The sequence below is a fragment of the Limisphaera sp. VF-2 genome (genome assembly GCF_049537125.1).
Taxonomy (GTDB): domain Bacteria; phylum Verrucomicrobiota; class Verrucomicrobiia; order Limisphaerales; family Limisphaeraceae; genus Limisphaera.
Window position 1 is genome coordinate 1 of record NZ_JBMVQY010000002.1, and the last position, 24920, is coordinate 24920.

A 24920-nucleotide genomic window follows, 5' to 3' on the forward strand; every position below is an offset into this window, starting at 1 on the left:
GGGGGACGGTCCGCGCGGATGGGCCGCGACAAGGCGTTCCTCGCCCGGGCCGGGCAGCCCCTGTTGGCTCATCAGTTGACGAAGCTGCGCGCGGCCGGTGCCGCGGAGGTCTTCATTTCCGGGCGCCCCGACGCGGATTACGCTGCGTTTGACTGTCCGGTCCTGCAGGACCGGTTCGTGGACGCAGGACCATTGGCGGGGGTCGAACGCGGCCTGGCAGCGATGACGACTCCCCTGCTGCTCGTGTTGGCGGTGGACCTGCCCTGCGTGGAAGTCGAGTTTCTCCTCGAGTTGCTGGCGCGCTGCGAGTCGGAGCGGGGCGTGGTGCCCGTGTGGCAGGGCCGGTTGGAGCCCTTGCTGGCCGTGTACCCGCGCCGGGCGCACCCCTGGGCCGTGGCGCAACTGGAGCGGGGCCAGCCTGCAGTGCACCGCTTTGCGGAGCAGTGTCAGCGCGAGGGCGCGGTGATCTTCTGGCCCGTCCCCGTCGATGCAGGCTCGAATTTCAGAAACTGCAATGCCCCCGAAGATTGGGCGGCACTGACCGACCCGGCACGCGGTAACGGGGCCAGGCGCCAATGAGGGACACGCCCCCACCCCGGAACGGATGCACCGGCATCCACCCGTGACCTGCGGGACGGCAGGTGGTGACCCGCAGCGGAGGGTGCCGGGATTCAGGGGATGGGGGCGGGTGAACCCGGTTCACCCGGCTGGCCCTCTCCCTCCAGCCGTTTAAGGGCTTCCTGCACGCGAGGCTGCGAGCCCGCGATGCGTCGCAGGGTTTGTGCGGCTTGGTCTCGAATGGCAGGGTCGGGATCTTCCAGCAGCTCCAGCAGTACCGGCACACCGGCCCTTGGAGGCGGCGGATTGCGCTGCAGGGCTTGCATGGCTTCCCGGCGCGCATTCGATGGGCCCGCCTGCGCAGCCGCCAGAAAGATCCGGGACGGTTCGTGGCTGACGCGGCCCAGTGCATCGGCGGCGGAGGCGCGCACGGCTCCTTCCGGGTGGCCGAGCGCCTGGATGAGCAGGGGTGCGGCTTCTGCCGCGGCACTGCCCATTTCGCCGAGGGCGTACACTGCGGGATGATGCAGGCTCAGATTCGTGGCGGCCAGCAGGTCGACGCAAACGCGCACCGCGGCCGGCGTGGCGATGCGACCCAGCGCGGTGGCGGCGGCCCAACGTTCCGCGGGCTGGCCGCGTCGAAGCAACTCCGCCAGGTGCGGCACGGCCGGCTCCGCCTGCGGACCCAGGAGCCCCAGAGCGTACGCGCCGGCGATGCGGGCGGCCGAGGCGTCGGCGGGCCGAATCCGCAGGCGCAGGAACCGGACGATCGGTTCGGGCAACCGGCCCTCGGCGAACTTCAACAGCGGGGTCAGGGGAGGATCCGGGGTTCGGACCATCCGCACCAGGTCGCGCACGGCGCCGTCTTGGGCGGAACGCAGTACCTGAGCCGCTTCTTCACGCCGTGGGGCGTCCGGCCCGAGATACGCAAAGGCCCAGGCCCGCACCGACCGGCCCTGAAGGCGAGTCTCCCGGGCGTCGAGCCAGACATACAGCCCCAACCCACCGGCCAGAAGAATCGCAGCCAGTGCGGCCAGCGTCGGAATCGAAAGGGCCCGCCTCATGGGAGCAAAGTGGCGCAGGTTCGCGGGGTGGGCAAGGTTGGGAATGGGACTTCAGCGGGCGTCGCGTTTGCGGCGCAGGGCACGGCGGAGTTGGGGCAACGGCAGGGTGTTGATGACGTCTTCGCGACGGAGCCAGCCTTTGCGGGCGACGGCCACGCCGAGTTTGAGGTAGGCGGCGTGCTCGCGCCGGTGGGCATCGGGGCCCAGCACGCAGCGCACCCCTTTGCGAAGTGCCGCGGGCCAGTGCCGCCAGTCCATGTCCAGGCGTCGCGGGTTGCAGTTGAGTTCGATCCAAGTGCCGGTTTCGGCACACGCATCGATGACCGCGGACAGGTTCACCGGGTAGGGTTCGCGTTCCAGCAACAGCCGGCCCGTGGGGTGACCCAGGGCGTGGACGAACCGGTTTTGCGCGGCCCGGATGAGGCGCCTGGTGTTTTCGGCCTCGCTGTTGGCGGGCACGTGGAGACTGGCAATGACAAAGTCCAGCTCGGCCAACAGGTCGTCGTCGAAGTCGAGTCGATCCCGGAGAATGTCCACCTCGGTGCCGGCCAGCAGGCGGAAGTCGGAACCCTGGTCTTCGAGGCGGCGATTGATGTCGCGGATGGCCCGGATCTGCTGGCGCAACCGGTCCGGGTCGAGTCCGTTGGCCTGGAAAGAGGAGCGGGAATGGTCGGTGATGGCCCAGTAGGAAAGGCCGAGGGACTGGGCCAGTTGAACGATTTCCTCGAGGGTGTTGTGACCGTCGCTCCAGGTGGAGTGGTTGTGCATCGAGCCCTTCAGGTCGGTCCATTCCAACAGCCGCGGCAGGGGACCTTTCTCGGCGGCTTCGAACTCGCCCAAATCCTCGCGGAGCTCCGGGGGGATGTAATGCAGGCCGAGCTGTTGAAAGACCTCGGCCTCGTCCTTGCACGGGATCAGAAGTTTGGGGTCGCGCGTCTCCTCCTTGGAACGGAACAGGCCGTATTCGTTCAGGCGCAGGCCGCGTTCGATGGCGCGTTGACGCATGACGATGTTGTGCTGTTTGCTGCCGGTGAAGTACATGAGGGCGAAGGGGAACTCCCGATCGGAGACGACGCGCAGGTCGGCCTGCAGTCCGCCCTCCAGCAGCACACTGGCCTTGGTGTCGCCCTTGGCCAGCACCTTGAGAATGCCGGGCTGGCGGGCGAAATCGTCCAGGACGGCGGCGGGTTGTTTCGAGGAGGCCAGCAGGTCCAGGTCGCCAACGACCTCCTTGCTGCGGCGGAGGCTGCCGGCGGGGCTGCAGCGGATGACCTGCGGGTGCTGGCGCAGGAACTCCAGCAGCGGCTCGGCCGCCGCCCAAACCTCGCTCAACAGATGTTGCGTGGCGTATTTGCGCCGGCGCTCGATGCCCTCGAGCAGGTTGGCCTGGGTTTTCTCCCCAAAGCCGGGCAGGGCCGCCACCTTGCCCTCCCGACAGGCCTTCTCGAGGGCTTCCACGGATTCGATGCCGAGTTTTTCGCGCAGGGTGAGGATGCGTTTGGGCCCGAGGCCCGGGATCTCCAACAGCTCGATCAATCCCGGAGGAATCGACGCTTTGAGTTCCTCGTAGTACGGCAACCGCCCGGTGGTGACCAGTTCGGTGATCTTTTGCTGCAGACTCTCGCCGATGCCCTTGATCTGGCCCAGCCGCTGTTCGGCCACCACGGTTTCCAGCGGCTCGTCGAGGCTTTCGATGGCGCGGGCGGCGTTGAAATAGGCGCGGGTTTTGAAGGGGTTCTCGCCCTTGAGCTCCAACAAGGTGCCGATCTCGGTCAGGATGGCGGCGACTTGTTCCTTGTTCATCGGGGCCATGATGAGCGAGCCGGTGGCGCTGGCAAGGGCAATGCCGGAGGCCGCGGCCGGGGCGAGCCGTCACGGCCGGGGCTCACTCCTCCGGGGATTCCAACCAGCGCCGCGTGAGACCCTGGTAGGCGTCGATGCGCCGATCCCGCAAGAACGGCCAGTGCGTGCGGGTCACATCCACGGCTTCCAGGTCCACCTCCGCCATGAGGATCTCCTCCCGGTCCACCGGGGCCTTGGCCAGCAGCTCCCCGGACGGACCGGCCACGAAACTTTGCCCCCAGAACTCGATGCCGTCTCCGACCGCGCCGGGGATGCGTTCGTGGCCCACGCGGTTGACGGCGGCCACATAGCAACCGTTGGCCACGGCGTGGCTGCGCTGGATGAGTTCCCACGCCGCATGTTGTTTCTCGCCGTACTCGGCCTTTTCGGCAGGGTGCCAGCCAATGGCCGTGGGATAGAAGAGGATCTGCGCCCCCTGCAACGCCGTCAGCCGGGCCGCCTCCGGGTACCATTGGTCCCAGCAAATCAGCACGCCCACCTTGCCGTACCGGGTGGACCAGGCGCGAAAGCCCAGGTCGCCCGGCGCAAAGTAAAACTTTTCGTAGTACAGCGGATCGTCGGGGATGTGCATTTTGCGGTATCGACCCAGCAGGGTGCCGTCGGCATCGATCACCACCGCGGTGTTGTGATAAAGACCGGGGGCCCGCCGTTCGAACAGGGAGGCGATCACGACCACGCGGTGGCGTCGGGCCAGGTCTTGAAAGGCCCTCGTGCTCGGCCCGGGAATGGGCTCGGCCAGACGAAAGAAATCGTGGTTCTCGCACTGGCAGAAATACCGGGAGCGGAAGAGCTCCTGGGTACAAATGATCTGGGCGCCCTGCCGCGCGGCCTGTCGGGCCGCTTGGAGCGTGCGCTGCAGGTTCTCGTCGGGATCCGCAGAGGCCGCGCGTTGCAACAAAGCCACACGGATTCGTTTCGGGGAAGCGGGTCGCGCCATAACTTCGCGGGTTTCAGCGGGACTGCGACGAATGCCGGACTCGAGCCTCCAACCGCGTGCTCTCCTCCATGGCCGGCGAGGGCGCGGGCACCAGCTGGGTGTCCACGTCGAACAACTCGCGGATATAGCGGCCGAGGGTCTCGTTGGTGGGCCCGTAGCCGGCGTGATAGATGTAGTGTTCCAGATCGTAAAGCAGCTCGTCGGCCGAGCCGTAGCGTTGCTTCAGATCCCGGGCCAACGCCTTGTGCAGAATGGCGTTGAGCCGGTCGTCAATGCGCTCGTCCAGGGTTCGAAAATCCGGAATGGGCAGCTCCAGAATGCGCCGTCGGGACTCCTCCGGCGTCGCCGCCTTGAAGATGTTGTAGCCCAGCAACAGATGGGCCAGCACGATGCCCGCCGAGAAGAGGTCGGAGCGCTTGTCCGTTTTCTGAAAGCTGGCCTGTTCGGGGCTCATGAAGTCCGCCTTGCCGGCCACCACTTCGCCCTCCTGATCCGTGAGATAGCCCCGGGCCTTGGCGATGCCAAAGTCGGTCAGTTTCACGTCCCCTTCGAACGCAATGAGAATGTTCTTGAAACTGACATCGCGGTGGACGATGCCGAGCGGACGACCGTGACGGTCCGTCTTGGCATGGGCATAGGCCAGGCCGCGGGCCACCCGGCTGACAATGAACACGGCCAGTTCCTTGGGCAGGCGACGCCGGCGCTGGACATGTTGCTGGGCAAACTGCTCGAGGTTCACCCCCCGGATCAGTTCCATCGCGATGAAGTAGACGCCATGGGCCTCGCCCAGGTGATACGTCTGCACGATGTTCGTGTGAATAAGGTCGGCCACGAGCTTGGCCTCCCCGATGAAATTGGCGATGAACTCCGGCTGCCGGGCGTACTGCTGCCGGATCACCTTGATGGCCACCCGCTTGACGAACCCGTGCGCGCCGAGTTGCTCCGCCTCATACACGATCCCCATCCCGCCCTCGGCCAGCTTGCGCACGATCTCATAGCGGCAATCCGATTGGATGGTAAACAGCGCCACACCGGGATGGTGAGACAGAGTTTGGGCCAGTCAAGCCGCGTTGCTGCTCTTTTTCATGTCGACCGGTCCGGCATCCCCCAGCCGGTTTCGACCTCGGGATGTGCGATTCCGATTCCCGGCTCTCCCGGCCCCTTCATCCCGGGCGGATCGCGCCCGGGGCTTTCTCCGAACGCCACGCAAAACGCGGGAAAGGACCAGTTCCATCGCCCGCAGTTCGGTACGGCGGCATGGCCGCGTCACCCGACCTCAGGGCACCAATCGCACCCGGTAATAGGCCTGCGTGTCTGGAGGAGCCGGCAGCGCAAGCTGCAGGACGCTGGTCGTGGCGCGGACCGCCGCTCCCGCGGGCTGCCAGTCATGAAGATCCACGGACTGTTCACACTGATAGGTCTTGCCCGGGACGCTGTCGATGCGCAGGTACACCATTCCGCCGATCACCCGGGCCAGTAGCAGCCGGAGGGCACTGGCGGCATCGACCGGATCCGTGCCTGCCCAATACTCCTGCCAGTTCCGCATCCCGTCGCCATCGGGATCCGCCGTCGGCTCGGCCGAGCTGGGCCCGCCAAAAAAGCGTTCCTCCCACCAGTCGGGCAGGCCATTGGCATCACGATCGGTTTGCGGGTCCACCAGGGTGATTTGCCCTTGCGCCAAGGCGGCGCCGGGGGCGCCCGGCAGCGGCCGACCATGCTGGCCGTGGAGCCGATAGTCGGCCACGGTCAGCGGCGCGGTCAACCCGGCCACGGTGCCCGGACGCGCACGAAAGGTCACCACCGCCAGAATCCCCGAGGATTGCGCCAGGCCGGTCTCCCGCGCCGCCACGATCTGCCAGGTGGTGTCGCGCACAGACGACGCCACGGCAAACCCAGAGGACGCATCCGGAGCGGACACACTCACCGGCTCCACCAATCCGGGATCGAACCGCAGCGTGACTGCCGCAGATGCCACGCCCGGCGCGTTGGTAAACCAAATGGGGACCCGCACCCGGTCTCCGGGCAGCACCGCATGTTCTCCGATGAACACTTGAGAAGCCAATAGGGGTCCCGCCGGGCTGCTGGACAAAAACCACGCCAGCAGCGCCCCCAGGCCCATGGCAGGGCGTCGGACGGAAGTCGCCTTCCGGGCGGCTGCGTGCATGGCGCCCGGGTCATTCTGGGTTCGGATTCCGGCCATGAATCATCCGCAGGATTTGATGAGCATCGTCCTCGTCCGCTACGCCGTTCCCGTTCATGTCCAGCGCAGCCAGTTCCGCTGCCGTGGGAGCGCGCTGCCCCGCCGCCAGCCGCAGGGCCAGCTCGAAATCTTGCGGGTCGAGCACGCCGTCGCCGGTCACGTCCCCGGCCCAATACCGGTCGGAAACCACACACACCGCCGGGCCCACAATATGCACGGGCAATTCGACCCCGGCCGAATCGAACAACCGGGCGGCCACCACGACGTTCGTGATCCGGGTGCCCGGCACGGCGTCGGGACTCAGTTGGAAGTGCAGGTCAAGCAGGTTCCCCCGGCCCTGCAGGGGCCCGCCGCCCTCTCCCCACAACACCAGTTCGCCGGCGGCCTCCGCGGCATTGTCGCGGAGGCGCAACGACTCGGTCAGGGCCGTTCGTTCCACCGTTGGCCGTGAGGGATCGATCTGGCTGCGCGGCCGCAGCCGGCTCGGATCGTACCGAACGCGGATTTCCAGGTTCGTGCCGGTGATCCCCGTGGCCAGAGGCGTGTTGATCTGCAGCACCACGTTCGAACCCGGCGCCGCGAACGTGTCGGACATCCCCAGGGTGAGCCCTCCCGGCACGACACTGACGATGTCAGAAGGCCGGCTCTCCACGACCAACTCTGCGCCGGTCCCGCCGCTTGTGCGCACGCGCACAGCCGTGACGCGATAGTGGTGGGTGACCCCGGGCGTCGCTTGCTGATCTTCGAAGCGCGGGACCGGGAGCCATTGGGAGGTCAACCGTTCGAACGCCTGCGTGGACCCCACACTGCGATAGACATGATAACCCGCCACGCGGAAGTGCAGGTCCGGCGCCCATGTGAGGAGCACCGTGCGAGGGCCGACGGTGGCCTGCAGCCCCGTCGGGATCGCGTTGCTCGGGTCCCGCAGGGCCAGCAGTGCGCCCTCGGCGGTGCCGCCAATCAAGTCCAGATCCCCATCCCCGTCCACGTCCCCCACGGCGATACCCTGCAGCAAAGCGAACCCGGCGCCTGTTCCCGCCCACACCTTGCTCACCAGGCGGAACTGCTCCGTCGCGGGATCGCGATGAAATTCCCAGATGCGGCCCGAGCTGTCGGCCACGAGCACATCCACCTGACCGTCATAATTCACATCCGCGACGGCCAACCCGCTCGGGCCCGGCACCGGCTCGGGTAGCAGCGGGCTGCGCGTGGCAGGGGACGCGAAGGGTTGGGCCGGGTCCCGGCGATTCAGATACAGGTCCGCCGTCCCCGTGCTCCGAAGAACCAGCAGATCCGCCCAACCATCGCCGTCCACATCCCCGAGGGCGGTGCCTGCGATTTCGGATCCGGTGGCAAAGCTTCGAACCGGTGCCGGTTCCTGCGGCGAACCAAAATGTCCTGTCGAAGCCACCAACAGCAACGTATCGCCACTGCCACCCACGACCAGATCGTCCCGCCCGTCGCCGTTCCAATCGCCCAGGGCGGGAACGGGGCGCCTCCAGCCCGACCACAAGGGCGCCAGCAGGGCAAACGCTGCAGTTCGTTCGCTGAGATGGAGATTGTAAGCCGACCCGATGTTCTCCCAGATCCGAAGCTCGCCCGGAGTGTGACCGATGAACAGATCGAGATCCCCGTCGCCGTCCCAGTCGCCCAACGCCGGTGCAGCATCGGTGCCGAATCGGACGCCGCCGCTGCCGGACGGGCCGGCAAAGAAGTTACTCGTCACTCCATCGATCAGCACGAACTGCATCCGTTCGAACGGCTGAAGGTCCACCCACAACGCCGGCGTGCGCACGATCGTCACTCCCCCGGGCACCCACACATCCGCCAGCTTGGGGACGGTGCCCAACAGTGACTCTTGCGCCAGAGTCCACCCATCCCCATCGGCGTCCGAAGCCCCGTCTTGCAACTCCAGCGACGGGAAGTACGTCAGCTCGAACCAGTCCGGGACCCCGTCCGCGTCCTCGTCTCCGCGGACCGGGTGGAAGTGCGCCGTGAGAAGAACGTTGCTGACGACAGGGACCTGCACCATCCCCAGGGCGATGCCGAGGCTGTCCTCTTGCCGGATGCCATCGAGCGACCAGAATGCAAACCGGTATCCACCCATTTCTCTGCCCCAGAGATCCGGCGTCCGAATCACGGTGCCCGGGGGCACCAGGTTGCTCTGCACGAGCAGTCCCGGAGGCTGGCTCAGGATCTGGTACCACGGCCAGCCGGCAAAGTTGAGCACCACGGCCGCGCTGCGCACCACGACCACTCCACCCGGAACGAGCTCATCGGCCAGTCGGGGCACCGTTTGCTGAAGATACTCGTGCCGGAGCGTCCAGCCGTCCCCGTCGGCGTCCGACCCGCCGTCCTGTACTTCGAGCGATGGAAAGTACATCAGTTCGAACCAGTCGGGCACGCCGTCGGCGTCCCGGTCCTCCTGCAGCGCGTAAAAGTGAGCGGTAACCACGGTGTTGGTGGTGACGGAAAAACGGATCCTGCCCAGGGCGATGCCCAGGGAATCGGCCTGTCGGATGCCGCCAATGTCCCAGAAGGCAAACCGGGATCCCTGGATTTCGTGGTTCCAGTAATCCGGGGTCTGAACGATCGTACCCGGAGGCACCAGGTTGCTCTGCACGATCAACCCGGGTGGCTCACTGACGATCTGGTACCACGGCCAGCCGGCGAAATTGACGGCCACCGCCGGACTCCGGTGCACGGTGATTCCCCCGGGGACGATTTCATCCTTCAACCGTGGATGCGTCCCCGCAGCCAGCTCCTCGAGCAGCCGGTAGCCGTCCAGGTCGGTGTCGGAGGCGGCATCCGGACCGAGATCGCCGTAATACTCGATCTCGAACCAGTCGGGCACCCCGTCGCTGTCACTGTCCTGCTGGGCCGGCAGGTAATGCGCCACGGCGATGGTGGGTTCGTAAATCGTGAAGCGCACCGGGTTGAGTGAGCGCCCCGTGAAGTCGTTGGTGCGCACGCCGTTGATCGTCCAGTGCGTAAACCGCAGCGTCCCGGCCTGTGCCGGCGCCGTCCGCGTCACCACCACCAATGGCGTGGACACCACACTGGTGGATGCGAACAGCGTGGGTGGATCGGACATCTCCACATACTGCACCGTGGCGGCCGAGAGCCGGACCAGGCCCAGGCAGCCGATCAGGCCGGAGACCAGCCATCGGCCCATGGCCGGACCGGGTCTCCGACGCGTGCGCGCTCGATCTGCCGGAACCGGTGCCATGGCGGGCGAGGGCGAAGGGTTAGGGCGTCTTTTTGTCCACGAACACCATGTAGTCCGCGGCGCAACCGTACCCCAGGAGGTCGATGCCCGAGAAGAACCCGACCACACCCGCGGGTTCCGGCGATGCGCCCCAGGCCACCGCCCGTCCATCCGCCCGGAGCGCCACACTGTGGATCGGACCTGCTGACACCGCCACGACGTTGGTCGCCTCGGCCGGCACATTCGTCTGGCCACGCGCATTGTCCCCCCAGGCCACCACCGTGCCGTCCGCGCGCAGCGCCAGGGTATGATGCAGCCCCGCCGCGATGGCGACGATGTTGGTGGCCGTGGGCGGGACCTGCAGTTGTCCCTTCGAATTGTCGCCCCAGGCCACCACGGTGCCATCGGCCCGCAACGCCACACTGTGCTGCTCACCCGCGTTTACCGCGATCACGTTGGTTGCGGTGGGCGGCACCTGACATTGACCCCTGTCGTTCCGCCCCCACGCCACCACCGTCCCGTTGCTCCGTACTACCAGGTTGTGATACGCCCCTGCGGCGATAGCCATGGCCGGCATGGCCTGAGGCGGCACGTCCAGCTGACCGTACTGGTTCGGCGCGCCATCCAGATGGTACGTGTCCCACGCCAGCACGGAACCGTCCGCCCGCAACGCCAGCGCATGCGTGGCCCCGGCGGCAATGCCCATGACGTTGGTGGCCTCCGCCGGTGTGGACGTCGTGTTCAAAGGGACCAACCCGTCGCGCGTCAATGCGATCGACCATGCCGGCCCAAGGGACAGCGCCCGCGTACCGCGCAGAAACAGCGTGTGCAGGAAAAACCAGCCGCGAGGCGACCACTGTGCATATTTGTCTTTCCACGCATGTGGGCCACCGGCCACGTAGGCGCGATCCACCGGGTCGTCCCCGCTCACGCGCACATACGAGCTGGCAATGCCGTATCGCGAAAGGTCTGGCCGGCTTTCCTCGGGCCGCGCCACTCGCAGACCCAGCCGGTCATAGACGTAAGCCAGCGCAGCCGGATTGGCTCCAATGTAGGCATCTGTACTGGTGACCAGGTCCTGCGCCAGCACACAGTACGAGGGCAATCCTCCGGCGGCCACCAGCCGCGGACCTGTGGACTGAATCACAAACGGAGGGTCGCCCCCGTAACTGATGACGCAGAAATTGCTCAGCACGCAATAATTCCGCTGGATCGTCAGCTCCGGGTTGCCCAACGCCAGCTCCCACAGGAGAATCGAGATGACTTCGGCCTCGCTTATCGGCCTGCGCAGGTAGGTCGTGGCCGGATACGCACCGTCGGCCGGCACCGTGACCCAGTGCAAGGGCAGGGGCGATCGCCGGTCCTTGGCCCGAATCTCCACCTGCACCGAAGCCACCGTCAGATCCGAGTCGGCCGCAATGTTCCACGTCAACCGCAACGGGCGATTGGCCGGGACATTCACACCCCGGTTGGTGTGCGTGCCCTCGACCAGGGCTCGAATGGGGATCACGTGCTCCAGCCGTGTGCCATTGTTGAGCCAACCCAGGGCGCCGACCTCCACCGTCTCATCGTCGGGATCCACCACACGAAAGTCCACGTCGATGTATGTCGTGCCGGGCCGCAACGTCGTGCTCAGGATCTCGACGGTCGGCGGCTGGTTCGTTTGGCCCGACAGCATCAGCTCGCCACCCAGCAGCCCGGCCAAAAGGATCCACACCGGCCGACCGCAGCCGCGGGTCTGTGCCCATGTGCGCCCCCGGCCGAGACGGGGCCGACGAGAAACCGGTTGGGAAAATGCAGTGCGCGCCGGCGGCTCTTTGGCCGGGCCGATCCGGTCGCGTGGGCGGTCCGCCTGATGCGGCCGGCGCTGGATCCGGGCGCCCGGGGTTGGGAGGTGTGGAATGACCGGAGTGGGATTGCTTGGTCTTGAGCCGGGGAACCGGAAGTCGTCCTGCATGGTCACCTCCTGCACGTGTTTAACGGCTCTGCGAGGCTACACTGCCTTTAGCAAACGCCCGTGAGCCCGATCTGTCAAGGCCCTGCCCCGCAGCCGTTTCGAGACCTCCTTGCTTTGACGGCATCAGGGATGGAAAGACTTCCGCTGCAGTCGACGCTGTTCCGCATCCCCGAGACGGACGCAGGAAAACCCGGGCCGGGGGAAAAGCGTCGCCACGGGTGGGGGGGTGGGCTCGCCTGTGGACTCTGCGTTTCGATGGTACCGCCGGTATGCGGCAGGGGGAAGGAACGCGTCCCGCGTTTTGGGGTTGGCCCGAAGTTCAATCAGACGGCTGGCGGCGTTGGTGGACAGCCTCGCAGGCGGCGCCGTGGCGACCTGTGACGGTCCGGGTTATAGCTGCAAGGGATTGCGCAGGGGAGGGCCGTTCGCGGAGGAGGAGGTGGTTTGTCCGCAAGGGATAAAGTCGAGAATGGCCCCGCACCTGCTTGCCCGGACTGCCCCGGGCATGGGGCCGTCGCGAGTGGACATACAAGGTACGGTGTGGCTCTTTATGGCCGTGCTCCTCGGGGGCTCGAGGTACCCCATCGAGGCCGCCCCTGCCCAGGCTCGGCAGGTCGGAAAAGGCAGACTTGTCCGGGGCAACTGTTGTGTCTATGGTGTGCATCGCATTTGCCCTGGTGGGATGCGTTGTGAAAGCTGAGCGTGCCAACAGTGAGGAGCGAGCTCAGGGCGCGGGAGCTGTGGCTTCTCGGTTTGAGCACGGCAGTGGGGTCCCCGGGTTCGATTTTCAATCACCGTTCGTTTGCCCTCCCGCTCGGCTGGTGGGTCGGGATAGACTTTTGGCTGCGGTTGCCGGGCCGAATGTGGGCGGCACATTGCGGGGGCAGGCAGTCAGGGTCGGGCAAGCGAAGCGTCGCATCCCCGGGGGGAAAGGGCGGTCGCTGGTGTCCCCAGGAACGGAGCGATCCGCCGGCTGTATCTCGCGATGTCCTCGATGGATCTCAGGGGGCTTCACTCGGACGGTCATCGGATGGACACGGCGACTACGCAGCTGCGTGACTTGCGAGCCGGACGTGGGTAGTAGCGCGGTCATGACTGTCCATTTGCGACGCCCTGTTTGGCACCCTCAACCCTCCGAGGATCGCCCACGAGCCTTGGCCATTGGCCTTTCTCGTCTCTGCCGACATCTCGACCACACATCCGGACAGCTCTGTGAGCTGGGCGAGGCCCACTCTTGTGGTGTGCGGCCACCCTCCCCGGCCGGAGAATCAATCGGTATGCCGCTGGGATTGCGGGTGTGGATCGGACGGTCTTTTGTGGCAGCCGTCGTCTCAGGACGATCGGGGCGAATTGTGGCGGCGGGTTGGGAACCTCCCTCGGTTCCCGACCTTCGCCTCGGCATCTCAGCCATACGGAAGTCGCGCAGCACTATTTGCGGCTGCAGTGTTGATGTTCAATTGCCCCGCTCTGGTACGGGTATCGGTGGGGCAAGGTGGAATTGCCGGCTTGAGGTGTATTGAGCACTAGGTAGATGGTGTATGGAACAACTCCTTGCCAGGCTTCGGAGATTTGATGCCCTGAGGGACGGGTCTGACGGGGGACGAGGAGACATTGTACTCACCCGGAAGCTCCCGTGTAAGCCACCTGATTTTGCTCCGGAAAGCTCCCTTGGCCGTCTTCCCGTGGCGATTCGGCGAGCGCTGAGCAGCTTGGGCATTCGCGCTTTGTACGCGCATCAGGCTCAAGCGATCGAAAGTATCTTGAGCGGCGAGGATGTTGTACTCGAGGCCCCGACGGCCAGCGGCAAGACACTATGCTTCAACATTCCCTTGGTTCTGGGCCTGTTGGAGTCGCCTCACTCCCATGCGCTGATGGTTCATCCGATGAAAGCCCTGTCGAACGATCAGCGCCGCCAGTTCGAGGAGCTTGCCGGGGCAGTCGAGGCAGCGTCGGCACGGCGGTTGGAATCGTGGGTGTTCGATGGAGATCTCGACCCCGAACATCGCAGATTGCTCAAGGCGCATCCACCGGCCGTGTTGTTTACGAATCCGGAGATGCTTCACCAAAGCTTCCTTGGATGGCAGGAGCAGTGGACTACATTCCTTTCCCATCTGCGACTGGTCATTCTTGATGAGATTCATGAGTACCGGGGGTACTTCGGCACGAACGTGGCGCTTCTTTTGCGAAGGTTCTTCGCAAAACTAAGTCAGCTTGGCGTACGTCCTCAGATCGTGCTCGCAACGGCGACCTGCGGAAATGCCGAGGAACATGCCTACCGGCTCACAGGACGGAGGTGCAAGGTTGTGCGGGCGGCGACAACCATGCGTCCTGAGCGTCACTTCGCGTTCATCGATCCCGACATTCCCGACTTTCGGTTCTACGAGATCTACCTGCTGCGGATTGCACGAGCAGCCCTGGCATGTGTCAGCGAGGGACTGAGCACGTTGGTATTCTGTCCGTCCAGGAGATTCGCAGAAGAAGCCGCCGTGCGAGCCAAACGGGACGCTGTCGAGTATGGAATCGACGCCGGGAGAATCGCACCGTACCGCAGCGGTTACGAGGCCGCCCTTAGGCGGGAGATCGAGGAGGGACTCCGCACAGGCCGATTTCAGGCCGTTTTCTGCACGAATGCCCTGGAGATTGGGGTGGACATCGGCCGATTGGACGCTTGCATCCTCGCAGGCTTCCCCGACAGTGTGCTTTCCGCCTGGCAGCGTATCGGCCGCGTTGGGCGGAGTTGGGAGAAGAAAGCCTACGTGCTGTTTTACGCGCTCAACAATCCTTTCGACAAGTTTTTCGCGAGTAATATTGATGCGTTCCTTAACAAGCCACTCGACGAGATTTTGATCGGAATCGACAACGAGGAGCTCATGAGCCGGCATCTGCCGTACCTGGTGCACGAGTGCGGCGGAGAGGTTACCCGTGAATTGGAGCAGACTCTCGGATCCTGCTTCTACAACTTCAGTCGCAAGGCGATGGCGGGCAAAAAGCCGGTTAGGGGCGTCAAGCCGAACTATCAGCAGCTGAAGATCCGCGGGGGATCCGGCATGATGTATCGGCTGCTGTACAAGGGCAAGGAAATCGGCGAGATTTCCGACATACACCTTTTTCGAGAGGCGTACGTGGGTGCGATTTACAACCACTTCGGTCGGCCATACAAGGTAGCCGCCCATGGTGCGGCGGAAGTTCTGCTGGAGGAGGCCGACCCGCATCTTCGTACGGAGGGCGTTTTCTGGACGGTCATCCATGGGCCTGAAATCCTCTCGGGCCGTCGCTATGCAGAGAGCATTGCAGCCTGCTACGGAAAGCTCACGGTGTTCGAGAACTTCGGGGGATTCAAGCTAATTGACACGCATTCGGGCCAAGTTGTGAGGGAGGAGCGTGGGCAGCTTGCTCGCTCTTCGAGCGTCAGAGGTTTCTGGCTGGAGCTGGCGAATCTTTCGGCTCTGGGTGGCGATTTTGAGGCCCGAGACCTCGTTGGGTTGGAGCAACTCCTGCGAATTGGGGCGCCCTTCGTGGTTCCCTGCGACAGGCATGACCTCAGCACTCACACGACACTCAGGGACCCCCCAACGGTATACTTGTACGAGAGCGTGCCGGGTGGCATTGGTGTGGCGGAGAGGGCCCTGGAGTTGTGGCCCAGGATCATTGAGACGGCCATTCGAATCGCCGAGAAGTGCCCCTGCAAGCGTGGATGCCCGAGCTGCCTGATGCCCCCGCGACCGCCTTCAGGCTTTGAGGAGCCCAAGAAGGACCGGGCGATGGCACTGGCCAGGCGGCTTCTAAGCATTGCAGAAAAGGCCGCGCTTGAGAAGTTTGATCCGGGATCTCATGCATGGGTTCCCGCGTCGTGAAAAGCCGATTGCGATGGACCGACAAGTGCACCAGAGAATACCGCAGACGTCCGGAGGTGATGGAGAAGGGTGCATGACAAGTCGGCCGCGATAAGTGGGGCCGACCCGTTGAGGATTGTGGAAAAAGTCAGAGTGAACGTACCCACGAGTGGGCTCGCGGGCCAGCGGGCGGATGGCTCAGAGCGCGGCTTCGAACATATTGTGACCACCGAGGGTGAGCTTGCCCTGTGCCGCTGGTCCGCCGCGGCCGGGCGCGAGCAAATGACATGTGAGGCGTGATCCTGCATCACCTGAGGGTCCGGTTCAGTAAGCGCTGCGAGGACTGCGCGCGTGGGCTTCGCAGCCAACGATTTCGCTGCCAACGGGCGGGCTGCGAGGTCGTCCGGTTGGGATACGAGGTGTGCGGGTTAGGAAGGGGTGTGAGGAGAGGGGGCAGGGAAAGACTTTGTGGCGGGAAGCCGGGATAGAGCTCATGGAGCTTTCGGTGGCGTGCAAGGGGCAGGGGAAGTCAGAGCGCAAGTTGAGGGGGCCCATAAGGGGAAAGCAGGTCGCTGTTTGACGGAACGATGTCGGAAGCGGTGGCAGAGATCGCTGGGCGGATGCATACAATGTTAAGGGCACGGCGCAACCGGCATCGGGGCCGGGACTGAACGCGGGTGTGGGCTTCTTGGAGGTTCTCGCCGGCGGCTTGGTGCGGCTGGCGCAGCGGCGCCCGACACCGGGGTGCTGAACTGCGCACTATGGATTGGCGACGGCCGCAAGGAGGCACCAATAATCGGCGGCTGCCTCTCCGACCTATTGCGCGCTGTACGAACGACCAGAACAAAACCGCTTGCACCTTGCCCCGTAGAGCCCACAGGACTCCGCAGTACGCTACGACTCGGGCAACCTCCTCTTACATGCCCAACGGAGGCAACCGGCAGTTGCGGGAAGGACATGGCGTCGAGCCGCGGCTTCGAGTGGAGGACGCCCAAGCAGAAGTGCTCCGGGTGAAACGGATCGCCAAGGGAGACCCCGCTGAGGCGGCCGAAGCGGCCACGATCTGCCGCTCGCAGGGTAGGGCCCACCGTTGCGGGCAGGGGCGCCGGTGGCGGGATTCTGGCAACCGAACGGCTTTCACCCACCAGGGTCAGACCAATAGGCGCTGCAGCACGCAAGACGAATCGGTCTGCTGGTGTCCAGGTCGTGGTCGAGCGGCTTTCGTGCTGGTTTCCCTTGGACCAAGCCTGCTGGGGACTTTAGGCGTGGGGTCCGGCTGCGTGGGTGGTGTTGCCGGTGGCTTGACGGCGGGCGGGGGTTGGGGTTCTTTCGCCTGCCGCATGAGCGAAGTGTCTCCGCGGGCAAGAACCGGGCCGTCGGCCTGGTTGCGTCGGTTGTATGAGTGGACGGTGAGCTGGGCGGAACGGCCGGGTGGCGCCTGGGCGCTGTTCTGGATCGCCTTTGCCGAGTCGTCGGTGTTTCCCGTGCCGCCGGACGTGCTGCTGCTGGCCCTGAGCGTGGGGGCTCCGCGGCGGGCGCTGTTTTTTGCCCTGGTGTGCTCGGTGGGATCGGTGTTGGGCGGAATGTTCGGCTATGCCCTGGGTTACGGGGCGTGGCAGTCGGTGAAGGGGTTTTTCATCCCGTATGTGTTTTCCCAGGAGGCGTTCGATCGAGTGGCCGCCCTGTACGAGCAGAACGCGTTTTGGGCGATTCTGACGGCGGCGTTCACGCCCATCCCTTACAAGGTTTTCACCGTGGCGGCAGGGGTTTGTGAGGTGAGTTTTTGGACGCTGGTGGTGGCGTCCGCGGTGGGACGGCCTGCTCGGTTCTTTTTGGTTGGCGGGGCGATTTACCTCCTGGGGCCGCAGGTGAAGGGGTGGATCGAGAAGTACTTCGACTGGCTGGCCTGGGGGGTGTTGGTGCTGGGCGTGGCCGGATTTGTGGCGCTGAAGTATCTGCGCTGAGCGGCGGAAGCCGGGAGGCGCGCTCGCGCACGAAGGCCCGGGCGTGGAGCGAGGACGGCCCCGTTCGGAGCCCGAGGCCAAGCAGGGCGAGGATTCGACGGATGCGCATTTGTGTGATTGCCAATCCCGCGGCGCGGGGCGTGCGTCGGTGGCGCCAACACCTCGAAGGCCGCGTGGCGGCTTCGGGCACGGTGCAGTGGACGCGCGTCGCGGGGGAGGGTCGGGTGCTGGCGGCGCAGGCGGTGGAGGAGGGGGTCGAGGTGATCGTGGCGGCCGGTGGGGACGGCACGGTGCACGAAGTGCTCAACGGCATCGGCGAGGTCCCGGACGGGTTCGAGCGGGTGCGCCTGGGGGTGTTGCCGATGGGGACGGCGAATGTCTGGGCGCGGGAGCTGGGCTTGCCGCGCTCGGGGCTGCGGGCGTGGGACCGCGTTGTGGCGGGGCGCGAACGGCGTTGGGATCTGGGATGGACGGAGTGGGATGGGCCCGGGGGTCGGCAGCGCCGGTATTTTGTGCAGATGGGCGGGGCGGGTTTGGACGCGCGGGCGATCGAGCGGGTGAATCCGCAGTGGAAAGCGCGGCTGGGGCCCTGGGCGTATGTGTGGGCGGGCTGGCGCGCGGTATGGGCGGGGGTGGATCGCGTGCGTTGGGAGGGCGGGTCCGCATGTTTGGAGGGCGGGCTGGTGTTGGTGGGCAACGGGTGTCTCTACGGGGGAAGGTTCGTGCTGTTTCCGGAGGCGCGGCCGGATGACGGCGTGTTGGATGTGTGCGTGTTTCCGCGAGTGACGCCCTGGCGGGTGGTGCTGTGCGGGCCGTGGTTGCTGCTGCGCGGTCGGGTGCCGGAATGGATGGTCGTTCGGCGTCGCGCGACCGGGTTTCGTTTGGCGGCGGAGGCGCCTGTGCCGTTCGAGTTGGACGGAGAATGGGTGGGCCGGACGCCGGTCGAGTTCGGGGTGATCCCGCGCGGGTTGCGGGTGGCGGTCTGATCCAGGGACGAGCCGCGAGGGCCGGGCGGTGGCGCGGGGCAATGGGGCGCCCGGCCGACGGACGGACTTGCGGGGGCGGGCGCCGGGCTCGGACAAAGGAAGGGTTGAGTCCGGGCTTCAACGGATTGCACAATGGCGGCCATGGAAACGAATCGCACGGCCCCGGCGGGCCTCCCGTTGGCCGGGCAGGTGGATGGGGAGAAGCTGCAGCAGGAGGTGGCGGCGCTGCAGGCGTTGGAACGGCTGCCGTGGCCGGAGCGCGCCCTGGGCTATCTGAAACGGACGGGGCCCGGCTTGCTGCAGAGTGCGATGACGCTGGGGGCGGGCAGCGCCGTGGCGTCGGTGGTGGCGGGGGCGTCGTTCGGGTACGATCTGCTGTGGGTGCAGCCGGTGGCGATGTTGTTGGGGGTGTGCATGCTGGCGGCGCTGGGGCAGGTGGTGCTCACCACGGGCGAGCGACCCTACCGGTTGTTTGCGCGGGAGCTGCATCCGGTCATGGCGTTCTTGTGGGCGCTGGCGACGATCGTGGCTTCGGTCATCTGGCATTTTCCGCAATACGGACTGGCCGCGGGGGCGGCGCGGGATCTGGCGGAACTGGCGGGGCTGGAGGTGTACGCCACCGACGCAGCGGGGGCACGTTCGTTGACGGCGACCGGTTATGCGGTGAGTTTCGGCATCGGGTTTTTGTTGTTGGGCGTGGCGATCTTCACGACGTGGAACTACGGTCGGCGCGGCGCGGGCATCCGGATCTACGAGTGGTTCCTGCGGGGCGTGATCCTGGCGGTGGTGCTGGCGTTTGCCACGGTGGTGGCGTGGACCGGGGTGGACTGGGGGGCGTTGTTGCGCGGGTTTTTCGGGTTCCGATTGCCGCAGAGCCCGGAGGGGATTCAGACGGTGTTGGGCGCGATCGGGGCGGCGGTGGGGATCAACATGACGTTTCTGTACGGGTATTCGCTGCTGGCGAAGGGTTGGGGGCCGGCGCACCGGACGTTGTCGCGATGGGATCTGGTGATGTCGATGTTCGTGCCGTTCGTGCTGGTGACGTCGCTGATCATCATCGGGATGGCCAACACGATTTACGACCCGACGCAGGCGGGGTTGGTGCGGACCGATTTGCGACCCGTGGATGCGGCGCAGGCCCTGGTGCCGGTCATGGGGGCCAATGTGGGGCGGGTGGTGTTCGACCTGGGATTCATTGCGATGACGTGCGGGGCGATCAGCGCCCACATGGTGGTGTGCGGATTCACTGTGTGCGAGATGTTCGGGCTGGAGTACACGGTGAAGCGGTATCGGATGTTCACGTTGGTGCCGGTGGTGGGATTGCTGGGAGTGGTGACCTCGACGCCGTTGTGGCTGCCGGTGGTGGCGTCGGCGATGGCGTTCACGATGCTGCCGATTGCGTACGTATCGTTCTGGATTTTGTACAATCGGCGTTCCTGCGGCGGGCAGCCGTGGTTTGCGAGCGGGAAACGACTGGTGTTCAACGTGGTGCTGGCGGTGGCGGTGGCGATGTCGGTGGTGGGGGCGGCGATTCAGTTGAAGACGCGCGTGTGGGACCGATTGCCGGCATTGCTCGGGCGCACGACGGCGCAGGTGGTGCCGGGCGAACCGTGGCGCGGGGTGCCCGCGGAGAGGGCGCCGTTGCGGCCGGCTTGAGCGGGGCTCGCGGGTCGGGTGCAAGGTTCCCGGAACTGATGGGGCAGGTTTGGGCCGACGGGGCATTCCTGGCCGGAGCCTTCGGGGCGGCCCGAACGTTTCCGCAATGCCCCGACCGGAATCGGAGGCCCGCGGCCTGCCGGCCGAAGGAGAGCCGGACAGGGGAACTGAAGCACGGTGCTTTGCGCTTGCTGGGCGGAGGCGATTGCGCGTTGAATGCGCCGCAATGGAATCTCAGCAGCAGCATGGAGCCATGAACATGAAGAAAGTCGTGATTCGGCCGGCGCGATCGCCGGCCGCGGTGGGGCCCTACAATCATGCGGTCCGCGTGGGCGACCTGTTGTTTTGTGCGGGGCAGATTCCGGTGGATCCGGCCACGGGGGCTCTGGTGGAGGGAGACATTCGCGCGCAGACGGAGCAGGTTTTGAAAAACATTGGCACGATTTTGGAGGACCAGGGCCTGGGGTTCGAGCACGTGGTCAAGAGCACGGTGTTTTTGACTGATCTGAACGATTTCGCGGCGATGAACGAGGTGTACGCCCGATATTTCACGCACGACCATCCGGCGCGATCGACGGTGCAGGTGGCGGCGCTGCCCAGGGGGGCGCGCGTGGAGATCGAGGTGATTGCGCATTATCCGGGGCCTTGAGGCGGCGCCCGGTCAGGCGGCCGGAGGCGGTCCCGAGACGCATGCGCGGCCGCGATGTCGGGCGCGAGAAGTCGGCCGGTGGACGATCGTGTTATGGAATGGCTGCTCGGATTTGGCATCGGCGCAGGGGTGGGCGGGCTGGTGGGTTGGTTGTGGGCCCGGGCAAGAACCCCGGTTCCGGACACGCGGCTGGAGCAGGAGTTGCGGGAACAGGTGCGGCTCCGGGAGGACGAGCTGGTGAGGTTGCGGGCGCAGGCGGCGGAGCTGGCGGCGGCCCGGGCCGCGGCGGAGGCGGCGCGCGACGCGGCGCAGAAGTTGGCGGCGGATCAGCGGGAACTGCACGAGCGGGCGTTGCGCGAGGTTCAGGAGGCAAGGGAGAAAGCGCTGGCGGAGGTGCGCGAGGCGTTTCGGGCGCTGAGCGCGGAGGCGTTGAAAGAGAGCGCGCCGGCGTTTCTGCAACTGGCGGGCGAAATGCTGGGCAAACTGCAGGAGGCGGCCAAGGGGGATCTGGCACAGCGGCAGGAGGCGATTCGCGCACTGGTGGAGCCGTTGCGCCAGCAGTTGGAGGCGTATCAGCGGCGGTTGCAACAGGCGGAGAGTCAGCAATCGCTGGTGCTCGGGGAGGTGAAAAAGCAATTGGAAGCGCTCTCGCAACAGAGCCAGATGCTGGCGCAGGAGACGCAGCAGTTTCGGATGGTGCTCCGATCGAGCCAGGCACGGGGCCGGTGGGGGGAGGAAACGTTGCGCCGAGTGGTGGAGGCGGCCGGCATGAGTGCGCACTGCGATTTTGTCGAGCAGGCGTCCGGTGAGGAGGGCAAACCGGACCTGATCGTGCATCTGCCCGGCAACCGACTGATCCTTGTGGACGCGAAGGTTCCGGATCTGGAGTTCCTCAGCGCCCTGGACGAGGCGGATCCCGTGCGGCGGGCTGCAGCCCTGACGCAGCACGCGGCGCGCTTGCGGCAGACGATCCTGGATTTGGCGAAACGGGATTATCCGCGACAGTTCCCGAACGCGCTGGACCATGTCGTGTTGTTTCTACCGGCGGAATCGCTGTTCAGCGCCGCGTTGGAGGGGGATCGGGACCTCATCGTGTGGGCGGCGCAGAGGCGAATTTTGCTGGCCACGCCGGCGTCGTTGATTGCGTTGTTGCGGTCCGTGGCGGTGAGCTGGCAGCAGCATGCGCAAACGGAGAACGCCCAGCGGATTGCGCGGGCGGCCCAGGAGTTTTACGAACGGGTGGTGGTGTTCACGCAGCATTTGGACCGGCTGCGGACCGGGTTGGAGCGGGCGAATGCGGCGTTCAACGAGGCGGTGGGCAGTTTCCAGTCCCGCGTGCGGCCGGCGGGGGAACGCCTGGTGGAGCTGGGCGGGGGCGTGCCGGGCAAGGAACTGGCGGACCTACAGCCGTTGGCGGGGCAGTTGCGGTTGACCTCGGCCGGAGGCCCCACCGCCATGCCGTCGGGCGGGTCGGACTGAGTCGGGTCTCGCGAAAGCCGGTGCGCGCGGCAAGCCGCTCTGGAGGGGGCTCCCGCGACGCACGGGGCTGCCGACCCGCGACGGACCCATCACAACGCGGTTCCATCGGCGCGACGCGATCCACCGGCCGAACCGAACCCGCACTGATCAAAGTCCGGCAAACCGGGTCCGCCCGGGCTGTGGGACCGGATAGGTGCCATCCGGACCCGGTTGCGTTGGCGGTTCCATGTCGTCGCGGCAATCCTCCGGCCTGGGCGGGTAGAAGAAATTCGATGCCTGGACCTGCTCCCAGGTGATTTCCTGGCCGGTGTAGCAGGACAGTTGGCCCATGACGGCGATCTGGGTGCTGCGAATCATGTACTCGCCATTGTCGAGGACCCGGCCGGCGCGAATGGCGGCAAAGAGCTGGTTGTGTTCTTCCTGGTAGGGATCGCACTGACCCTCCCAACGCCAGGGACGGGCACCGGTGATCCGGCAGGCCAGAATGTTGGCGCGCCCCTCGGTGCCGTACACGATGCTGGAGTTTTCATCGTAGCAACCCGTGGTGGTACGGCAGAACGCGTAAATCTTCACCCCATCGGCCATTTCATACACCACGGCGTGGTGATCGAACACATCGCCGTAGCGCGCTTCGATCATTGTGGAACGACCCCCCAGACCGTGGCACTTGACGGGCGCGGCTTCGCGGAGGATCCAGCTCGCTCGATCCAGGTTGTGCACGAGCGATTGGACCACGTCGTCACCGGACAGCCAGCGGAACCGGTACTGGACGTAGCACTGCCATTGGAGTTCGGACAGGCCCGGGGGACGCTCCAAAATGCCGTAGGGCGCGCGAAGGAAATTCTCCTCGAGAGCCACGATACGGCCAATGGCGCCATCGTGGATGCGCTGAATGGTTTCCCGATAGCCGGTGTGGTAGCGGCTGTGGAGGCCGGAAACCATGCAGAGCCGTTTCTTGCGCCCCAGGGCCACGGCACGTTCCAGCATTCGCAGGCCATAGGGGTCGATGGCGTGGGGCTTTTCGACAAACACGTGTTTGCCGGCCTCGACGGCCGCGAGCATGTGGAGGGGGTGAAACTTCGCGGCGTTGGCGATGAGGACCACGTCGCTGAGCTCGATGACGCGCCGATAGGCGTCGAAGCCGGTGAAACAGTGGTCGTCGGGCACCTGGACCTGATCCGCGCGGCCGTCGCGGCCCAGCTCGGCCCGAATGACGTCGCGGGCACGGCGGATGCGGTCCAGGAAGATGTCGGCCATGGCGACGAGGCGGGCGCCGCGGTCGGCGTGGAGCGCTTGCGCGCCGGCGCCGGTGTTGCGGCCGCCGCAACCGATCAGGCCCACACGCAGGGTGTCGCTGCCCGCGGCGTGGGCGAACCGTGCAATATCCAGCGTGGCCAGGCCCGCGGTAGCCGCGGCGGAGGTTCGAAGAAAACTCCGGCGTGACAGAGTCCGTGCAGGGCTGGGTTCGCCGGAAGTGGAGGCCTCCGAGTGGGTGGTGTGATTCGACATCCCGGAGTGCGGCGCGCAGTCCGGTGTTTGCTTCGTGTGCATACGTCGAGTGTTCATGGTTGGGATCGGGTCCGGGTTGAGGGTTGAGTTCGGCATGAGTGGGAAGAGGTTCCGGAGGGGTCGGGATCGTTCGGGGATTGGCGCTGGCGAGGCCAACTTCGGCCCCTGACCGGCCAGGCGGATGGAAAGGCGGAATTCATGGCGGTGGCAGGCCGGCGGCCCACTGGCAGCCCTGGCGGAGGAGTTGGGGCACGAGCGCATTGGTCAGGGCCGGTACATCATGGCCCAAAGTGGTGAAAAAGACCCGACCGGCGCCGTAATGGCGGACCCACGCCATGGGATGGGACCGACCGTCCACGCGGGAGGTGGCCTGCGCCAGCACGCGAATCGGCGGTGTGCCCTCGAGGCATGTGTACAGTTCATCGTCGGTGACAAAGTTTGTCAGACCGCGGGTCACGGGATGGTGGGGATCGGTGATTTCGACGGTGAACGGGCCGCGGGGATCATGTTGGGACCTGCCGGGACCGCTGCCGTGCCAGACGCGGCCCAGCAGTTCCACGAATGCGGGCCACTCGCCGTGCCAGGCGCCGCAGGCGAAGTGCACGCCGGCCAGGCCGCCGCCGCGTTCGACGAAACGGCGAAGGTTTTCCCTGGCCTCCGGCCCGGGCCCGGGTTGTTCCCAGTTCATGAAATGCAGCACGACGAGTCGGTAGCGCTCCAGCCCGGGTGCGGCCAGGTGCTGCGGGTCTTCGGTGATGCGGACCTGGAAACGGGCATCGGCTTCCAGGATGTGTCGAAGCACGGGGGCGGTTTGGCGCCACGGATGAGCGGGATGGTCCTGGCCGGTGACGAGCAACACCGGGACGGGATCCGCGCAGAGCGCGAAGGCGGCGAGGACGGGGCCGAGGGCCACGATGGTCCGGACAAGGTGAATCGCCCGAGGAGAAGCCCCGAGTGGATGGCCATTCCGCTGGGTTGAGGTCCGGTTCATAAGGGCTGGGCGACTCTCGTGAACGGGCCCGGCGCCCGTCCAGAAGTATGAGCACTGCGGCAGACC

16 protein-coding genes are annotated in these 24920 nt (G+C 66.0%); 7 read left to right on the plus strand and 9 right to left on the minus strand.

What is annotated here, in order from left to right; translation table 11 throughout:
* Positions 1 to 579 (plus strand): molybdenum cofactor guanylyltransferase (gene mobA / locus ACPDIT_RS07515; protein ID WP_423442581.1); only part of this gene is annotated, 579 nt, incomplete at its 5' end.
* Positions 580 to 671: 92 nt separating this feature from the next.
* Here mobA and ACPDIT_RS07520 read toward each other — a convergent pair.
* The 7 genes from ACPDIT_RS07520 to ACPDIT_RS07550 all read right to left on the minus strand — a co-directional run bounded on the left by ACPDIT_RS07520 (position 672) and on the right by ACPDIT_RS07550 (position 11547).
* The gene (locus ACPDIT_RS07520) at positions 672 to 1622 is read right to left on the minus strand and encodes a HEAT repeat domain-containing protein (protein WP_423442582.1); all 951 of its coding nucleotides are present in this window, start codon (positions 1620 to 1622) and stop codon (positions 672 to 674) included.
* 51 nt (positions 1623 to 1673) lie between these two features.
* Positions 1674 to 3425 carry a DNA polymerase/3'-5' exonuclease PolX gene (gene polX, locus ACPDIT_RS07525; protein ID WP_423442583.1) on the minus strand — a complete coding sequence of 584 codons (1752 nt, stop codon included), beginning with the start codon at positions 3423 to 3425 and terminating at the stop codon, positions 1674 to 1676.
* Positions 3426 to 3507: 82 nt separating this feature from the next.
* Positions 3508 to 4422: a carbon-nitrogen hydrolase gene (locus ACPDIT_RS07530; protein ID WP_423442584.1), complete on the minus strand. Its 915-nt coding sequence runs from the start codon at positions 4420 to 4422 to the stop codon at positions 3508 to 3510.
* Positions 4423 to 4435: 13 nt separating this feature from the next.
* Positions 4436 to 5452, minus strand: a complete 1017-nt coding sequence (locus ACPDIT_RS07535; protein WP_423442585.1) for a serine/threonine protein kinase — start codon at positions 5450 to 5452, stop codon at positions 4436 to 4438.
* 246 nt (positions 5453 to 5698) lie between these two features.
* Entirely contained in the window at positions 5699 to 6622 is a 924-nt protein-coding gene (locus ACPDIT_RS07540) for a cohesin domain-containing protein (RefSeq protein WP_423442586.1), read from the minus strand.
* Positions 6597 to 9797 carry an FG-GAP-like repeat-containing protein gene (locus ACPDIT_RS07545; protein WP_423442587.1) on the minus strand — a complete coding sequence of 1067 codons (3201 nt, stop codon included), beginning with the start codon at positions 9795 to 9797 and terminating at the stop codon, positions 6597 to 6599. Before ACPDIT_RS07545 ends, ACPDIT_RS07540 begins: the two co-directional genes overlap by 26 nt.
* A 73-nt stretch (positions 9798 to 9870) precedes the next feature.
* Entirely contained in the window at positions 9871 to 11547 is a 1677-nt protein-coding gene (locus tag ACPDIT_RS07550) for an RCC1 domain-containing protein (protein ID WP_423442588.1), read from the minus strand.
* Between the two features lie 1778 nt (positions 11548 to 13325).
* On the opposite strand from ACPDIT_RS07550, the gene ACPDIT_RS07555 reads away from it, so the two are divergent.
* From ACPDIT_RS07555 to rmuC, 6 genes are all read left to right on the plus strand, one after another.
* Entirely contained in the window at positions 13326 to 15641 is a 2316-nt protein-coding gene (locus tag ACPDIT_RS07555) for a DEAD/DEAH box helicase (RefSeq protein WP_423442589.1), read from the plus strand.
* A gap of 1319 nt (positions 15642 to 16960) precedes the next feature.
* Positions 16961 to 17584: a YqaA family protein gene (locus ACPDIT_RS07560; protein ID WP_423442590.1), complete on the plus strand. Its 624-nt coding sequence runs from the start codon at positions 16961 to 16963 to the stop codon at positions 17582 to 17584.
* A 101-nt stretch (positions 17585 to 17685) separates the two neighbouring features.
* Entirely contained in the window at positions 17686 to 18570 is an 885-nt protein-coding gene (locus ACPDIT_RS07565; protein WP_423442591.1) for a diacylglycerol/lipid kinase family protein, read from the plus strand.
* A 141-nt stretch (positions 18571 to 18711) separates the two neighbouring features.
* Positions 18712 to 20226 carry a divalent metal cation transporter gene (locus ACPDIT_RS07570; protein WP_423442592.1) on the plus strand — a complete coding sequence of 505 codons (1515 nt, stop codon included), beginning with the start codon at positions 18712 to 18714 and terminating at the stop codon, positions 20224 to 20226.
* A 259-nt stretch (positions 20227 to 20485) separates the two neighbouring features.
* On the plus strand, positions 20486 to 20875 hold the full coding sequence (locus tag ACPDIT_RS07575; protein ID WP_423443154.1) for a RidA family protein: 390 nt from the start codon (positions 20486 to 20488) through the stop codon (positions 20873 to 20875).
* A 93-nt stretch (positions 20876 to 20968) separates the two neighbouring features.
* A complete protein-coding gene (gene rmuC, locus ACPDIT_RS07580; RefSeq protein ID WP_423442593.1) occupies positions 20969 to 22354 on the plus strand; it encodes a DNA recombination protein RmuC in 1386 nt (461 codons plus the stop codon).
* 147 nt (positions 22355 to 22501) lie between these two features.
* Here the strand turns inward: rmuC and ACPDIT_RS07585 are convergent, their stop codons facing one another.
* Together ACPDIT_RS07585 and ACPDIT_RS07590 are read right to left on the minus strand one after the other, a co-directional pair.
* A complete protein-coding gene (locus ACPDIT_RS07585) occupies positions 22502 to 23905 on the minus strand; it encodes a Gfo/Idh/MocA family protein (RefSeq protein ID WP_423442594.1) in 1404 nt (467 codons plus the stop codon).
* A 154-nt stretch (positions 23906 to 24059) separates the two neighbouring features.
* The gene (locus tag ACPDIT_RS07590; protein WP_423442595.1) at positions 24060 to 24854 is read right to left on the minus strand and encodes a ThuA domain-containing protein; all 795 of its coding nucleotides are present in this window, start codon (positions 24852 to 24854) and stop codon (positions 24060 to 24062) included.
* Positions 24855 to 24920 lie beyond the last annotated feature (66 nt).

Bases quoted from the DNA above. Each gene is read 5' to 3' on its own strand.
- ACPDIT_RS07520 (WP_423442582.1), bottom strand. From the start codon at position 1,622: ATGAGGCGGGCCCTTTCGATTCCGACGCTGGCCGCACTGGCTGCGATT.
- polX (WP_423442583.1), bottom strand. From the start codon at position 3,425: ATGAACAAGGAACAAGTCGCCGCCATCCTGACCGAGATCGGCACCTTG.
- ACPDIT_RS07530 (WP_423442584.1), bottom strand. From the start codon at position 4,422: ATGGCGCGACCCGCTTCCCCGAAACGAATCCGTGTGGCTTTGTTGCAA.
- ACPDIT_RS07540 (WP_423442586.1), bottom strand. From the start codon at position 6,622: ATGGCCGGAATCCGAACCCAGAATGACCCGGGCGCCATGCACGCAGCC.
- ACPDIT_RS07545 (WP_423442587.1), bottom strand. From the start codon at position 9,797: ATGGGCCGATGGCTGGTCTCCGGCCTGATCGGCTGCCTGGGCCTGGTC.
- ACPDIT_RS07555 (WP_423442589.1), top strand. From the start codon at position 13,326: ATGGAACAACTCCTTGCCAGGCTTCGGAGATTTGATGCCCTGAGGGAC.
- ACPDIT_RS07560 (WP_423442590.1), top strand. From the start codon at position 16,961: ATGAGCGAAGTGTCTCCGCGGGCAAGAACCGGGCCGTCGGCCTGGTTG.
- ACPDIT_RS07565 (WP_423442591.1), top strand. From the start codon at position 17,686: ATGCGCATTTGTGTGATTGCCAATCCCGCGGCGCGGGGCGTGCGTCGG.
- ACPDIT_RS07570 (WP_423442592.1), top strand. From the start codon at position 18,712: ATGGAAACGAATCGCACGGCCCCGGCGGGCCTCCCGTTGGCCGGGCAG.
- ACPDIT_RS07575 (WP_423443154.1), top strand. From the start codon at position 20,486: ATGAAGAAAGTCGTGATTCGGCCGGCGCGATCGCCGGCCGCGGTGGGG.
- rmuC (WP_423442593.1), top strand. From the start codon at position 20,969: ATGGAATGGCTGCTCGGATTTGGCATCGGCGCAGGGGTGGGCGGGCTG.
- ACPDIT_RS07585 (WP_423442594.1), bottom strand. From the start codon at position 23,905: ATGCACACGAAGCAAACACCGGACTGCGCGCCGCACTCCGGGATGTCG.
- ACPDIT_RS07590 (WP_423442595.1), bottom strand. From the start codon at position 24,854: ATGAACCGGACCTCAACCCAGCGGAATGGCCATCCACTCGGGGCTTCT.